Source organism: Nostoc sp. DSM 114160, assembly GCF_053470305.1.
On sequence record NZ_JBPFGO010000003.1, the window covers coordinates 430,522 to 445,042 of the forward strand.

A 14,521-nucleotide genomic window follows, 5' to 3' on the forward strand; every position below is an offset into this window, starting at 1 on the left:
GATTATATGCGTTCAGAAGTATTCAAAGCTTAAAGAAGTTGTGTTTGTTCTCAGTTAGAAAGAAAACTGCAATTTTCCCATAGAGTCATAACGCTGTTGTCCAATAAACTTGAACACAGCGATTTCAAATGAACAGACTATTAATGCTTAGTACATTAATTCGATAACAACAATCTACTTTTCTCAATCAATAGAAAGCTAAACTCTCTTTTGTAAAAGAAAGAGAGCAGTTATTTTAAGACTATTGAATCTGTCTGAAAAAAGTTAGCAAATAGATACACCTGGAATAATTGACGTTTTTTAATCAACTAAGCCAGCACAACTTTTAATATTGTATTTATATTTAACTTTTTAATAAAAGAGGAATGTTACTGAATTTTAAAAGAAAACTGATTTATATAAAATCAGCTTTCACTCGCATATTTAACTAACTAAAGCAAAAAGTATATGAATTTTTAATAAAATCTAAGTTTGATAAAGTAGTTTTCAGAACGCTTTGCTGCAATTAAAACAGAAATATAACATCATTAGGAAGATTAAAGGATACCTACGTAAGAGGAAAGGGGGCAAGAATTAGGGGAATTCCTGCATCTTGCTCCCCTTCTCCTTGCTCCCCTACCTCTCTAGTCTGAATTATCAAAAAGCGTTACAGCTTTGTGCCACACTCAGCGCAAAAATTGTGAGTGGGAGCATTTTTGGCATTGCAATGGCTACAATACACTGGCTCGGCTGCGGCTTTCGGTGCTTGCTTCTGTAAGCCGACCATTTGAGCGTTGCTCTTACCAGGGGCTACCATTGGATAGCAGTTTTCGTCTCTGGTGACGTGGACATTTAAGATTACTGGGCCTTTGTGTGCCAGCATTTCGGCGATCGCATCTTTTAATTGACTGCGATCGCTGATTACCATACCCTTAATGCCATAAGCTTTTGCCAATAACTCTACATCTGGCATCCCTATTTCCATGTCGGAGCATGAGTAGCGTTCACCATAGAAGGCTTGCTGCCACTGGCGCACCATCCCTTGCCAGCCGTTGTTGATAATTATTGTCTTGACATTTATTCCATACTGTGCTGCTGTTCCTAGTTCCTGTAAACACATTTGGAAACTAGCATCACCACTAATACAGATGACTTCTTCATCAGGAAACGCCACTTTCGCGCCAATTGCCGCAGGTAAGCCAAAACCCATAGTTCCCAAACCAGCGCTAGAAATCCAGCGCCTTGGGCCATTCTTGAGGAATTGTGCTGCCCACATTTGATGTTGTCCGACATCTGTAGTGTAGAAAGCGTGGGGTGCTTGGCGATTGACTTCTACAATTACTTCTTGGGGTGAAATGCTGTCGGGATGCTGCGGCACTACCAGAGGATACTCTTCGCGCCAACGGTTAACTAGATTCAGCCACTCTTGGTTTTGATTTGGTGTAGCCTTAATTCCTGCTTCTTTGCAGCGACGCAACAAGTCTACTAAGACGTTCCGTACATCGCCGACGATGGGCACTTCGGGAATGCGGTTTTTGCCGACTTCTGCCGGATCGATGTCGATGTGAATTACTTTGGCGCGGGAAGCGAATTCGTCTAATTTACCTGTAACGCGATCGTCAAATCTAGCGCCAACGCAAATCAGTAAGTCACAATCACTAACAGCGAAGTTAGCGTATGCGGTGCCGTGCATCCCCAACATTCCCAAAGCAAGGGGATGATGTTCGTCAAATGCACCGATCCCCATTAAGGTTGTGGTGACAGGGATATCGAATAATTCAGCTAGTTGTTTGATTTCTTCATGAGCACCAGCTGCGATCGCACCACCACCCACATACAATAGCGGACGGCGACTTTCAGTAATCAACTGAATCGCGGCATGAATTTGTCGGGGATTTCCCTTCACAGTGGGACGATAACCGCGTAACTTGACTGAACCTGGTTTTACAGGTACATAGTCAAATTCTTCTAAAGCCACATCTTTGGGGACATCAATCAAAACTGGCCCCGGACGCCCAGTGCTAGCGATGTGGAACGCTTCAGCGACAATTCGCGCCATATCTTTGGGATCGCGCACCACATAGGAGTGCTTGACGATTGGGAGGGTAATTCCGTAAATATCAGTTTCCTGAAACGCATCTGTACCAATCGACGGACGTGCTACCTGTCCTGTAACCACAATCATCGGGATTGAATCCATGTAGGCGGTGGCGATGCCTGTCACCAAGTTAGTTGCTCCTGGCCCAGAAGTACCAAAGCATACTCCTACTTTGCCTGTAGCACGGGCATAACCATCAGCAGCGTGGGCTGCGCCTTGCTCGTGTCTCACGAGAATGTGCTTCATAGCACCAGTTGCTTCCACCTTATACAGGTCATCGTAAATTGGGAGAATTGCCCCACCAGGATAACCAAAAATATAATCAACGCCGTGGCGATGAAGGCTGTCAAGCAGAGCAAAACCGCCAGATGCACGTTTGGGCACGACTGGCGGACTAGAAGCACGAGACTGTTTGTGATTCTCGATTTGTGGGAGACTAATTGGGGAAAGCGATCGCACGGTCAAACCTCAGACTATAGCTAAAGTTAATGCTGAATTCTGTAGTTAAGATTTCATTTTAATGGAAAAGTCCAATTAAATTCTGAGAATTTTATATATTAGATATAAAGCTAGATTATTAGCCTACATTAATTAAATTACGTCTTGCAAGACATTGCGGGTATTTTTCCAAGCCCAAACACCGACAACCACGACAACAATACTGATTCCTACTAGTACAAATCGCAAGCCCAGAGCATCAGTTAATGGCCCAGTAATCGCCAGAGGTAATGCCAGAGCGATGTTGACGGCATGATTTTGAAAGCCAAATACTTTACCGTGCATGGTCGGTGGTGTTTGCTGTTGAATTAAAGTTTGCATGGGGACACCAATGAAGGCAGCACCTATACCCAAAAATGCACAGAGTCCTAGCGCCAGCAACAAGTTGTGCGTAAAAGTGAACACTCCTAAAACTAGTGCCATCATCAAAAATCCAATCAAAGGTAGAGGCTTACGATGCAATTTGTCACCCCAGTGACCTAAAATTGCCGCACCAAAGACCATACCTACTCCTGCTGCTGCCAAAAAAAAGCCAAACTGTTTTTCTTTTAGACCAAACTCCTCAGCTAATCGAATCGTCAGCACTGTTAAGGCTGCAAACACACAATATAAAGTTGTCAGTTGCAGCATAGCATTCAAGATCAAAGGGTTTTTCTTAAGATAGCGCAGGCTCTCTGTGAATTCAGCCCAAAGGTGATTTGATACTCGATGTTCCCGGTGAGGTTTGTCTTCTTTAAACTTAATTGGCTGCATAATTGCAGCCGATAATATGTATAATCCACCAACTACAAGCTCTTGACCGTATTCTTCTCCCATCCAGCTTTTCGCCAAACTCAAAATCGGCTCTCCAATGGCAAAACCAACAATTAAAGCTCCCATCATGGTGCTGCTAAATAGTGCATTAGCTGCCAACAAATTTTCTCGCTTCACTAACAAGGGAATTGCTGCTTGCTCGGCTGGTGCAAAAAACTGCGTCACCGTGGAAATGGCAAAAGTCAGGATTAACAAAATCAGGAATTGTCGTGGTAACAAGGGAAGACACAGCGTTAATATTCCCCGCACGACATCTGAGCCGACCATAATCAGCTTTTTTGGCAAACGGTCAACAAAGATACCACCAGCAGAACCGAACAAAATTGCTGGGATTGTAAAGGACAGCATCAAGGTTGAGTACATTGAGTTTTGTGCCAACCCAGGAAGCGGTGGGTAGTTCTCTAAAAGAGCAATCAGCAAAACGAAGAAGACCTTATCTGCTAATTGGGACAGAAGTTGCCCAATCCACAGGAGCATAAAACCACGGTTTTTTAGCAGTGCGCTAAACCCGTTATTAACAGCAGCTGGTTCAGTTGGAAACATTAGATACTTTGGGTAGATGGGGCATGGGGTATGGGGCATTGGGCATGGGGCATTGGGCATTGGGCATGGGGCAGAGGGTAGAATAAACGCTAACACCTCACTCCTAACTCCTAACTCCTAACTCCTCACTCTTAACTCCTGTTTACTTACTCCATTGTCCGGATTAATTCGCTTCATAGTGCTTTAACAGCATAAGCAAAAATTCACTTGCTGTCAGACGACCTTTGGGTGGAATAATCTCGATGGATGAATCTACCCAGCAACCTTGTACAGTTTGGGGAGATTTCCAGATGGACAAATGATCGACTGCTGGTTCTGCATAAAAGTTATTTTGCCCGCTACCAAGTAAACATGAACTCCAATGAGTGAAATAATCATGACTTATTCGATGAATCGGGAAATTTCCCTGTAGTGGTACTCCCCATCCATCTATAGCAATAAACGCTTTCACACGACCACCCAAGAGTTGCCACAAATGTGCTGCCCCTATTGCCCCAACTACGCCAGCACTAAAGCTTATGAATATAATTGGTGATTCTAAAGAGTCGGTCAAGCAATCGCGCAAAAACCGCAAAATGTGCAATGGTGATAAAACCAAAACATCTTTACCCGGATAAACGAGTATATTTATGGGGTTAGGTGCGTTAGCGTAGCTCACCGCAGGTATCGCGCCATGAGAAACTAAATCTAACAATTCGACTCTAAAGCTTTCAGTTAACTCTGGCTCATGAATTCCAGGGCAAATAATTATACTCATCTTTTACACTACCTTTGATTTTTTGACTCTTCCGATGTAAAGAGCTTTTTCACAAATCAAGTGTTTTTGATATATATTACCTTGTTTTTACTGAGTAAATTATAGCTTTTTCACATATTTTTCCGAAATAATACTATTCTAAAAGCTTCTTATTCTTGATTATAAATAATATTAGATTAATCTCCTAAATTAAATGTTTATTTGTTTTTTAATTAGTTTTATAATTTTAGTAATAGTTTGTATTGTTTCATATAATAGTTTAATTCAAAAAAAGAATCAAGTTAATAATGCATTTTCTACGATTAATGTGATTCTGCAAAAAAGAAGCGATTTGATACCTAGACTTGTTACCTTAGCTCAAATATATATGCAATTTGAGCAAAAAACATTGATAGAAATTAGCAGGCTCAGAAGTACGGTAACTTCAAAAAATTTAAGTGACAATAGCCGAGTTGTTGTAGAAGACCAAATTTCGAGAATGTTAAGCCAAATTATAGTAATATTTGAAGCCTATCCCGAATTAAAAACAAACGACCATTTTATCCAATTACAATATTCATTAAGTGAAGTAGAAGAACAACTTTCTGCCGCTAGAAGATTTTATAACTCTGCCGTGACTGAATATAATAACGCTGTAGAAATGTTTCCAACAAATATTATGGCTTTATTAATGAAATATGAATCAAAATTTCAGTTTAAAGCTAATCCACAAGCAAGAAACAATGTAAATATTGAAATAAACCATAAGTAAGTTTAAATATGCCAAAATCTAATTCTGCACCAAATCAAGAATTATTAAATGGAATAGCTAAGTTATTACAATATCAAAATTACAATTTGGCGCTTCAGACATTGGAAAAGTTTTTCCAAAATAATCTAGAAACCAATACAAAAGAATATTTGTATGCACGAGTATTACTTTTAGACGTATACCTTTATAATGGACACTTTGATAAAGCAATTAACTTATGCAAAGAATTGAGTAACAGTAAACATAAGACTACTCAGATATTAGCACAGTACTATCTTGCCGAAATTCTTCCAGAAGCTAAAGTTACAGAGTCAAAATCATCACTAAATTCAACTAAAGGTTCACTCACTCCTGCACAAGAGACTGAACTTATAAATACTGGATATGAAGCTTTGACCAAAAAACGCTATAAAGAAGCAATTCGAGCATTTAAAATTTTTTGTCAAGCTGCTTCTCCAGCTACAAAACAATATTTGCAAGCACACAAATGGCTGATAAAAGCATATTACGAGAATGGACAAATTAATCAAGCGATCGCTCTTTGTCAGCAACTCCTGATTAATGAAGACGAAGCAACGAGAAAATGGGCAAGGCAAGTTTTATTTACAGAGCTATTTACAGATGATATTAATGTGTCTGCAACTTCATCAAACCCCACTGAATCAGAAGTTAAGCTACAACCATCAAGCGAAACCTTGTCAGGAGAAACCGAACCAGTTATTGAAAAATTTACACCAAAAACATTAAAAGAATTCAAAATATTTTGTCAAAAAAATTTATTGGGCGAATTAAAAGTATTTGAATCTCGTAGAAAACAAGCTTTATTATCTATTATTATTCATCTACTTTTTTTATTTTTTTTAATTACAACGTTCAAGCTTCTCTCCATGATATCTTTTGATATTAAAGATTATATTTATATTGAAGAACCTTCGTTATTTGAAAATCACTCTACACCAATAGCCGTAGTATTTATATGTATAATTATAATTTTCCTTTTTTCATCTGGCTATTATTTATTGTGCTTTTTTTTAATTTTTTGGACTTGGATATTTTTTTACTCGGCAATTTTTCAAGGGTTTTCCGCGGGTTTTACATACAAAATATCTGAGAGAATATTTAATTTTGTCAATCAAAATAAGAATTTAAAATATCTTAGTTCTTACTCAAAAGAAGATAGTATTAATTTTTTTCAACATAGCCAACTATTTAAAGGACTTATCAATCCAAACAAGATTGAGCATGATGTTTATATTTATGGTAAAATCAATGGTCTTGATATCTGTTTCTCGAATATTCGTGCAGAATTAGAATTAAAACATGATTGGACTAATTTTTTAGATATTATCTTTTTTATGAGTAGGAGATATGAAACAATAATTCAATCTCATATAATTTATATATTTATATTTTCAATTTTACGTGTTATATCCTTGTTTATTTTGATTTTACCATTTACATTTAGTGCTTTAATATTTAGATTATTAAAAATAATTCCATATATAATTAATCATATTTTGCGCGGCAGAAAAATTGAATATAAAAAATTTGAATCTGAAGTTTTAAAAAATCAATTTACCCGAACAAGTACAATCTTTAAAGGATTATTTTGTAAAGTTAAGTTTCACAAAAGTCTGCAAACTGTTACAATTGTTCAACCAAAGGTTATCAACGCGAACATTCATGCTCTTAATCATGCTAAGAAACAGGTAATTAAATTAGAAGATCCAGAATTTTCCAAAATGTTCACTGTTTATGGTGATGACCAAATAGAAGCACGTTATGTTTTGTCTACTAGTTTAATGGATAAAATAGTTAACTTTCGCAAGAAAACCAATAGAAATATTTATATTTCCTTTGTTGATGACATGATATATATAGCCATTGAAGAAGCGGTAGAAAATAATATATTTGACCCTAATTTATATAAAATTGTGTTAAGCTTTGCGCCTTTAAGAGAATATTTTGAAAGTCTCAACTTGATGTTGGGAATTGTTGAAGACTTAAATCTAGATAGACATATTTGAAACAAAGTTTCACCAAATAAGTTTCAGGGAGAATGCAGCTTTTCAGCATCTTAAACGCTTTCGTTATTCTAGGATATAGACATTTTTAATTGAATAAGGTACGCAGACCTAACCCCCTAACCCCCAACTCGTCGCGGGAAGGGGGAAAAATTCAAAGCCTCTCTCCTTTTAGGAGAGAGGTCAAAACTGTACCTTTGATTCAATTTGCCATACCCAATGCCGCACAAAAATCTTACTTTTGATGTATTATTTTGATTTTCTCACCTATCCTATCCCCCTGGATGGGATAATAAGTTACAAGTAGGGAAAATGTGCAAACTATTCCCTAACGTTATATTTCTCTGCACTCTGGTTATATTGAGGAATTAATTGTGGTTGCCACGCCGGAAAAAGTACAACACACCCACGAGCATCTATCAGGTAAAGACCGTGTAGCCGTACTGCTTATGGGCTACGGCGAAGTCGAAAGCTACGAAGATTTCGCCAACTATAACGAACAGGCTTTAAATCTACTGACAGCAAAATTTGCACCGGTGCCAACCTGGATTTATCCGCCTCTGGCAAAGCTTTTGGCGCTATTTGACCGCCATGAATGGGGACACACACACCACGATTTTATCTCCCCACACAATGCCATCTTTGAACAGCAGCGTGCTGGGATCGAGAAGAATTTACAAGAAAAATGGGGCGATAAGGTTCAAGTTTTCAAGGCTTTTAACTTCTGTGCGCCTTTCCTACCCAATCAAGTTTTGGCAGAAATCAAAAACCAAGGCTTCGAGAAGCTGCTAATTTACCCACTGCTGGTTGTTGATTCTATCTTTACTAGTGGGATTGCGATCGAGCAAGTTAACAATGCTCTCGTTGAGTTGACTGATGGTGAGGAACACTGGGTTAAAGCACAGCGCTACATTCCTTCTTTCTTCAACGAACCAGCTTACATCGATTTAATGGCTCATCTGGTTGAAGAGAAAATTGCTGAGTTAGCGGGAGCTTATCTACCTTCTCAAATCGGTATTGTCTTAATGAATCACGGCTGTCCCCATAAAGCTAAAGGCTTTACTTCTGGGATTGCCGAAAGTGAAGCAATGTACGATTTAGTTCGGGATAAGTTGATTAACCGCTATCCGTTAATCTCAGTAGGTTGGCTCAATCATGACACGCCCTTAATTGATTGGACACAGCCAAATGCCGAGCAAGCGGCAAATAACCTGATCCAATTGGGTGCGAAAGTGGTAATCTTTATGCCAATTGGCTTTGCCACAGAAAACCACGAAACTCTATTGGATGTACACCATATCATCCATGCTTTAGAGAAACAGCATCCTGGTACGAACTACGTGCAAATGGCTTGCGTCAACGATCGCCCAGAATTTTTGGCAATGGCGGCGCAATGGGCTGACGCTCATATAGCAGAGTTGTTGTCAGAGCAACCTTTAGCAGTTAAACCTCAACTAGCTGGCGATCGCCATCATCACCACCATCATCATTAAGTTTTGAGTTTACGAGGGTGGGCAAAGCTAGACCCACCCTACAATTAATTCACACCCCGCAGCTTGCGAGTGTTATCAACTAAACTCTGAGCAAATTGATCGAATCTTTGAGAGAGTTTCTCATCTACTAGTTTGCCTTCAGGACTGAAAGCACCCCAAGCTTGTCCGATCGCAATTTGTTCGGGAATCACCCAACCGTGTACCCAACGAATAATTAGCCGTAGGTCATTTAGAGCGTTGCTATTAGACTGACCACCCAAGACACTAATCAATCCCGTCACTTTATCAGACAGTTGGTCAAAACTCATCAAATCCAGGGCATTTTTCAGGACACCACTAACGCCACCATGATACTCAGGTGTCGCTAAAATTAACCCATCAGCCTGACTAACTGTATTTTGCAACCGCTGAACATCTGGATACTCTGGATACTCCTTTGCGCCAGTGCAAAATGGTAGCTGCAACTCTCGTAAATCGAGAATTTCTACCTCTGCGCCTACAGCTTCAACCCTTTGCGCTGCGACTTCTAAAGCAAGCTGGGTATAAGAGTTAGGTCTTAAACTACCACCAATGCCAATAATTTTCACCATAATTAACCCACAAACTATTAACTAGCTACTATCATCAGATTTCTTAAAAAACGGAATCGTTATGACTATGTTTATCTTAGCGATTTGTGCCAGAATGTGTCAAATTAATATCTACTGGAGATTGGGGAAGGAAGGGAGCAGGGGAGCAGTAAGTCCCCTTTGCACCTCTGCCTTTTGTGGCCAATGTCTAGTCTTAACAACTACATAAATCTAGATAACGATCGCTCAACTTTATGTAATAGCCTGAAGAAACTTGGGAATGCTTTTATGTGGAAGTTAGACTAGATAAGAAAAGTGTAATTTCCAGTTATTACAATTTTTGATAGAAGAATAGGCATAAAACCAGCGCTTAACTTGTGCCAGCAGACAAAGGGTAATTATTATGACAAATTCGGGAAAAAAAGCATTGATAAAAAGGCAGTCCTCAAAGCGCGTTGCTTGGGTTGGTGCAATTGCTGCTAGTTTGATTATGTTGCCAGGAATTTTCGGAAATACTCCTGTCATGGCACAAAAAGCAGAAACCGCCTCGCTAAATTATGGTGATTTGATCAAGAAAGTGAAGGCGGGAGAAGTCGAGAAAGTAGAGCTTGACGAAACCGAACAGCTAGCAAAGGTTTATCTCAAGGGGCAAAAAGATAATACACCACCGCAACAGGTAAGACTCCTAGCACAAAACACAGAGTTAGTCAATATTCTCAAAGACAAGAATGTTGATTTTGGCGAAGTTTCCTCTGCTAACAGTCGAGCTGCTGTTGGGCTGTTGATAAATTTGATGTGGATTTTGCCACTGGTAGCTTTAATGCTATTGTTCCTCCGACGCTCTACTAATGCTTCTAGCCAAGCGATGAATTTCGGCAAATCCAAAGCTCGCTTCCAAATGGAGGCAAAAACTGGAGTGAAATTTGAAGATGTCGCCGGGGTTGAAGAAGCGAAAGAAGAACTCGAAGAAGTTGTGACTTTCCTGAAACAGCCAGAAAGATTTACGGCTGTAGGCGCACGGATTCCCAAAGGAGTGCTGTTAATTGGCCCTCCTGGTACTGGTAAAACTTTACTAGCAAAAGCGATCGCAGGTGAAGCCGGTGTACCATTCTTCAGTATTTCCGGTTCAGAATTTGTAGAAATGTTCGTTGGTGTGGGTGCATCTCGCGTGCGCGACCTTTTCAAGAAAGCCAAAGACAATGCCCCTTGTCTAATATTTATCGATGAAATTGACGCAGTAGGCAGACAACGGGGCGCTGGAATCGGTGGCGGTAACGACGAGCGCGAACAAACCTTGAACCAACTGCTCACCGAAATGGATGGTTTTGAAGGTAACACAGGTATCATTATTATTGCTGCCACAAACCGTCCAGATGTTTTAGATACAGCATTGCTCAGACCGGGACGTTTTGATAGACAAGTGATGGTCGATCCACCCGATCTCAAAGGGCGACTAGAAATTTTGAAAGTCCACGCGCGGAATAAGAAAATCGATCCTAGCGTATCATTAGAAGCGATCGCTCGCCGCACTCCTGGTTTTACTGGCGCAGATTTAGCTAACTTACTCAACGAAGCCGCCATTCTCACCGCTAGAAGACGTAAAGAAGCCGTCACTCTTTTAGAAATTGATGCTGCTGTAGACCGAGTTGTTGCAGGTATGGAAGGTACCGCCTTAGTAGACAGCAAGAGCAAGCGCTTAATTGCCTATCATGAAGTTGGACACGCTTTAGTAGGCACATTGCTCAAAGAGCACGATCCTGTGCAGAAAGTTACATTGATTCCACGGGGACAAGCACTGGGATTAACTTGGTTTACTCCCAACGAAGAACAGGGGTTAATTTCCCGTTCCCAACTCAAATCGAGGATTACTGCTACTTTGGGTGGTCGCGCCGCCGAGGAAATCGTTTTTGGGAAGCCAGAAGTGACCACAGGTGCAAGCAATGACTTGCAACACGTGACAGGGATGGCGCGGCAGATGGTGACACGCTTTGGGATGTCAGAATTAGGCCCATTGTCACTAGAAAATCAGAGTGGAGAGGTATTTTTAGGACGCGACTGGATGAATAAATCAGACTATTCTGAAGAAATTGCTGCCAAAATTGATTCACAAGTGCGCGAAATTGTTAGCAATTCCTACATTAAGGCCAAAGAACTTTTGGAAGAAAACCGCGTAGTTTTAGAGCGTTTAGTAGATTTGCTAGCAGAACAGGAAACAATTGAAGGTGATGTATTCCGCAAAATTGTTACCGATCATGTTCAGGTAGCCGATGAACAATTGGCTGTACCTCATTAAAAATATGAGTGAGAAATAATGTAGAGAAGTAGCACTACTACGTCTCTACAAAGGTTCTGGATAGCGCATCTTTAATTTCACCGGATGTCTATTAAGGAATAGGCAAAAGCTAATAGTCTATCAACTTTAGACTACTGAAAATCCAAAGGTTAAGATTCCCAACTTCTGAAAAAAGTTGGGAATTTTGTTGTGAAAAAAAATTACAATACTACCTCAGCCTTCCCAGAAAGTAGCACACATAAAGTCTTGTCACTGTAAAGCTTAGGCTATTGTATTATATATACCGAAATAATGTACTACAAGTAAACATAAACAATTATGAAACATAGATTTTGGGCAAGCTATCTGCTTGCTGCTTTAGCATTTCTGCCCTTCGAGCCTGTAAGCATTACTCAGGTTTTGGCAACATCATACCAACTCGCACAAGCAAAATCTGCTTACACCCAATATATGCTGGCTGGCTATAATGAAACCAAACGCAGAAACTATAGAAAAGCTTTATTGAATTTTCAGCAAGCAGAGCGGCTACGTCCTGGAGATAGATATGCTACTGCTGCAATTAGAAATGTTACAAGTTACATTCAACGCGGTAGCAGTAGAAATCGTATCGCCTTTGTGCCAGGTAGACCTGGTAGAGTAAGGTCAGCAGGAACACGGGGAAGTTGCTTTCAAACTGGACAATATATTATTCCCCTGACACCAACAGATAAGGAAGCTCAACGCACCACAGCAGAACGTCCCACATTCTTTTTCTACCTTCCTCAAACCTCGACAACAGTGCAAGCACTAGAATTTGTTTTGCGGGATGGTGATAGCATTGACCCGTTATATAAAGGAACTTTCAAACCTGTTGGGCAGAATGGTATTGTTAGCGTAAATGTACCTGTCGATCGGCCATCTCTACAAATAGGTAAAGAATATAATTGGACTTTTTCGATGATTTGCGATTCTAATAACCGCGATAAAGACTCGTATGTAGAAGGTACAATTGTGCGATCGCAAGATGAAAACTTGTCTCTTCAGCTAAATCAACCAAACACAGACTTAGATCGGGCAGTTTTATTTGCCACAGCCGGATTTTGGGAAGATGCCTTGAGAACTTTAGCTAATTTACGCCGCCAGCGTCCTAACGATCCTGAAGTTCAAAAATATTGGGAAGATTTATTGAATTCAGTGGATATAAAAGATGTTGTAAACAAGTCTTTATTGCCCTGTTGTACTGCTCAGAAATAAATTAACAATTACTTACAAACCTGGTTTTGATAAAAAACCGGGTTTTTACTCTTTAATTTAACTACTTGTGCAAAATTCCCCATCCCTTTTATACCAATTAACGAACACTCTGATATATATAGATTTCTCATAGAGACAAGTAGTCTAAGTTATGCTTAGTTAACAGTTTGACCGTAAAGATTTAAGTAATGGTAACTACTTACAGCTTGATTTTAGGGTATTATAAGATTGTTAAGTCAAGTTAAAAAATAAAGATTAATGAAGTTTTTATAAAAACTATATGGAAACTGATAAAGAAACTCAAAAAGCGATCATTTTTGTCCCTGCATTCACTTCCAAGGAAAAGGATTACTATATCAATCATTATTTAGCAATTGGTCTAACAAACAGATTAGATCAACGAATTTATTTAGAGCCAGAAGAGGTTAAAATTTCAGGTCAAACTGGAAGAAGATTTACTTATCAAGACACCGTTGGCATGAATAACAATATAGATATTTATGAAATTTATTGGAGAGATTTAATTGACGATCTAAATGACAAAAACATAAGGCAAAGAGTTTTGAGAGGAATTTATTTATTTTTTTATTGGTTTTTTGCCTTATTTAAAATTGGAAAAACGTCTAAATTATTTTTTTTACAAATACTGACTATTTTATTTTTAATAATAGCTTGGGAATATAGCACATTGACTATAGCACTTACCGCTATTGGAAATGATCCCAATGCACTCGGATTTAATCTGCCAAAAGATATGGCTGATACGTTAAGCAACTTAGGTAAAACTTTTGGTAGCTGGCCGGTTTGGTTAATTACTAGCGCTTTACTTAGTATGTTACCAACATCTGCGAACTCACTAATTAATTTACTTGATTTTATAGTTCGTTATGCTGAAGATGAAACACAAAAAGAGTTAGGAGGTCTAAGAGATAAGCTTAGACATAGATTAATTTCAGTGTTAAATGATATATTAACTGAATCTAAATATGAAAAAATTACAGTTTTATCTCATAGCTTAGGGACAGTTTTAGCTACTGATTTATTAGCAGATTATAAACATTCAAGCTTGAAAAAAATAAACTTTATTACTTTAGGTAGTCCTTTAAAAACATTAGCTTATCTTTCAAACTGGATACCTGAAGAAGTTGTTAAATGCTTGAACAGTGAATCTCTAGAAAAGTGGTATGACTTTTATTCAAATCAAGATTGGCTATGTACTAAAGTACCTATATCCCCTGCTATGGAAAATAATAAATTCCAAGCTAGATGTATTTCTCTTAAAGTATCCTTAGTTAAACAAATAACTAGGGAATCTCATGATGCTTACTTCTTTGATAAAACTGTGTTACAAAAAATTATAGAATGAATTCATTTTAATTACGTATTCAGTTATATGTGTTTGCTTCGTTTATGGTTTAGTATTCTTAGAAAATCCACATAACGAGAATAGGCGATCGCTCAAAAGCAATT

General features: G+C 38.9%; 10 protein-coding genes. 6 read left to right on the forward strand and 4 right to left on the reverse strand.

Annotated features, from left to right (window positions below):
• Positions 1-646: 646 nt before the first annotated feature.
• From ilvB to NSTCB13_RS27115, 3 genes are all read right to left on the reverse strand, one after another.
• Positions 647-2,542, reverse strand: a complete 1,896-nt coding sequence (gene ilvB / locus NSTCB13_RS27105; RefSeq protein WP_448265902.1) for a biosynthetic-type acetolactate synthase large subunit — start codon at positions 2,540-2,542, stop codon at positions 647-649.
• A gap of 126 nt (positions 2,543-2,668) precedes the next feature.
• Positions 2,669-3,931 (reverse strand): MFS transporter, encoded by a 1,263-nt coding sequence (locus NSTCB13_RS27110; RefSeq protein WP_448274462.1) that lies wholly within the window; start codon positions 3,929-3,931, stop codon positions 2,669-2,671.
• A 163-nt stretch (positions 3,932-4,094) separates the two neighbouring features.
• A complete protein-coding gene (locus tag NSTCB13_RS27115) occupies positions 4,095-4,688 on the reverse strand; it encodes a hypothetical protein (RefSeq protein ID WP_448274463.1) in 594 nt (197 codons plus the stop codon).
• 193 nt (positions 4,689-4,881) lie between these two features.
• On the opposite strand from NSTCB13_RS27115, the gene NSTCB13_RS27120 reads away from it, so the two are divergent.
• The 3 genes from NSTCB13_RS27120 (at position 4,882) to NSTCB13_RS27130 (ending at position 8,956) form a co-directional block, all read left to right on the forward strand.
• Entirely contained in the window at positions 4,882-5,439 is a 558-nt protein-coding gene (locus tag NSTCB13_RS27120) for a LemA family protein (protein WP_448274464.1), read from the forward strand.
• Positions 5,440-5,447: 8 nt separating this feature from the next.
• Complete coding sequence (locus NSTCB13_RS27125) at positions 5,448-7,466, forward strand: DUF3137 domain-containing protein (protein ID WP_448274465.1); 2,019 nt, start codon at positions 5,448-5,450, stop codon at positions 7,464-7,466.
• Between the two features lie 371 nt (positions 7,467-7,837).
• Positions 7,838-8,956, forward strand: a complete 1,119-nt coding sequence (locus tag NSTCB13_RS27130; RefSeq protein WP_448274466.1) for a ferrochelatase — start codon at positions 7,838-7,840, stop codon at positions 8,954-8,956.
• 44 nt (positions 8,957-9,000) lie between these two features.
• Here the strand turns inward: NSTCB13_RS27130 and NSTCB13_RS27135 are convergent, their stop codons facing one another.
• The gene (locus NSTCB13_RS27135) at positions 9,001-9,546 is read right to left on the reverse strand and encodes an NADPH-dependent FMN reductase (RefSeq protein WP_448265906.1); all 546 of its coding nucleotides are present in this window, start codon (positions 9,544-9,546) and stop codon (positions 9,001-9,003) included.
• Between the two features lie 382 nt (positions 9,547-9,928).
• Here NSTCB13_RS27135 and ftsH point away from each other — a divergent pair, with 382 nt between their 5' ends.
• The 3 genes from ftsH (at position 9,929) to NSTCB13_RS27150 (ending at position 14,417) form a co-directional block, all read left to right on the forward strand.
• A complete protein-coding gene (gene ftsH, locus NSTCB13_RS27140) occupies positions 9,929-11,818 on the forward strand; it encodes an ATP-dependent zinc metalloprotease FtsH (RefSeq protein WP_448265907.1) in 1,890 nt (629 codons plus the stop codon).
• 318 nt (positions 11,819-12,136) lie between these two features.
• Complete coding sequence (locus NSTCB13_RS27145; protein ID WP_448274467.1) at positions 12,137-13,051, forward strand: DUF928 domain-containing protein; 915 nt, start codon at positions 12,137-12,139, stop codon at positions 13,049-13,051.
• 280 nt (positions 13,052-13,331) lie between these two features.
• Positions 13,332-14,417: an alpha/beta hydrolase gene (locus NSTCB13_RS27150; RefSeq protein WP_448274468.1), complete on the forward strand. Its 1,086-nt coding sequence runs from the start codon at positions 13,332-13,334 to the stop codon at positions 14,415-14,417.
• The last annotated feature ends 104 nt before the right edge of the window (positions 14,418-14,521 follow it).

Bases quoted from the DNA above. Each gene is read 5' to 3' on its own strand.
- NSTCB13_RS27110 (WP_448274462.1), bottom strand. From the start codon at position 3,931: ATGTTTCCAACTGAACCAGCTGCTGTTAATAACGGGTTTAGCGCACTG.
- ftsH (WP_448265907.1), top strand. From the start codon at position 9,929: ATGACAAATTCGGGAAAAAAAGCATTGATAAAAAGGCAGTCCTCAAAG.
- NSTCB13_RS27115 (WP_448274463.1), bottom strand. From the start codon at position 4,688: ATGAGTATAATTATTTGCCCTGGAATTCATGAGCCAGAGTTAACTGAA.
- NSTCB13_RS27145 (WP_448274467.1), top strand. From the start codon at position 12,137: ATGAAACATAGATTTTGGGCAAGCTATCTGCTTGCTGCTTTAGCATTT.
- NSTCB13_RS27125 (WP_448274465.1), top strand. From the start codon at position 5,448: ATGCCAAAATCTAATTCTGCACCAAATCAAGAATTATTAAATGGAATA.
- NSTCB13_RS27135 (WP_448265906.1), bottom strand. From the start codon at position 9,546: ATGGTGAAAATTATTGGCATTGGTGGTAGTTTAAGACCTAACTCTTAT.
- NSTCB13_RS27150 (WP_448274468.1), top strand. From the start codon at position 13,332: ATGGAAACTGATAAAGAAACTCAAAAAGCGATCATTTTTGTCCCTGCA.
- NSTCB13_RS27120 (WP_448274464.1), top strand. From the start codon at position 4,882: ATGTTTATTTGTTTTTTAATTAGTTTTATAATTTTAGTAATAGTTTGT.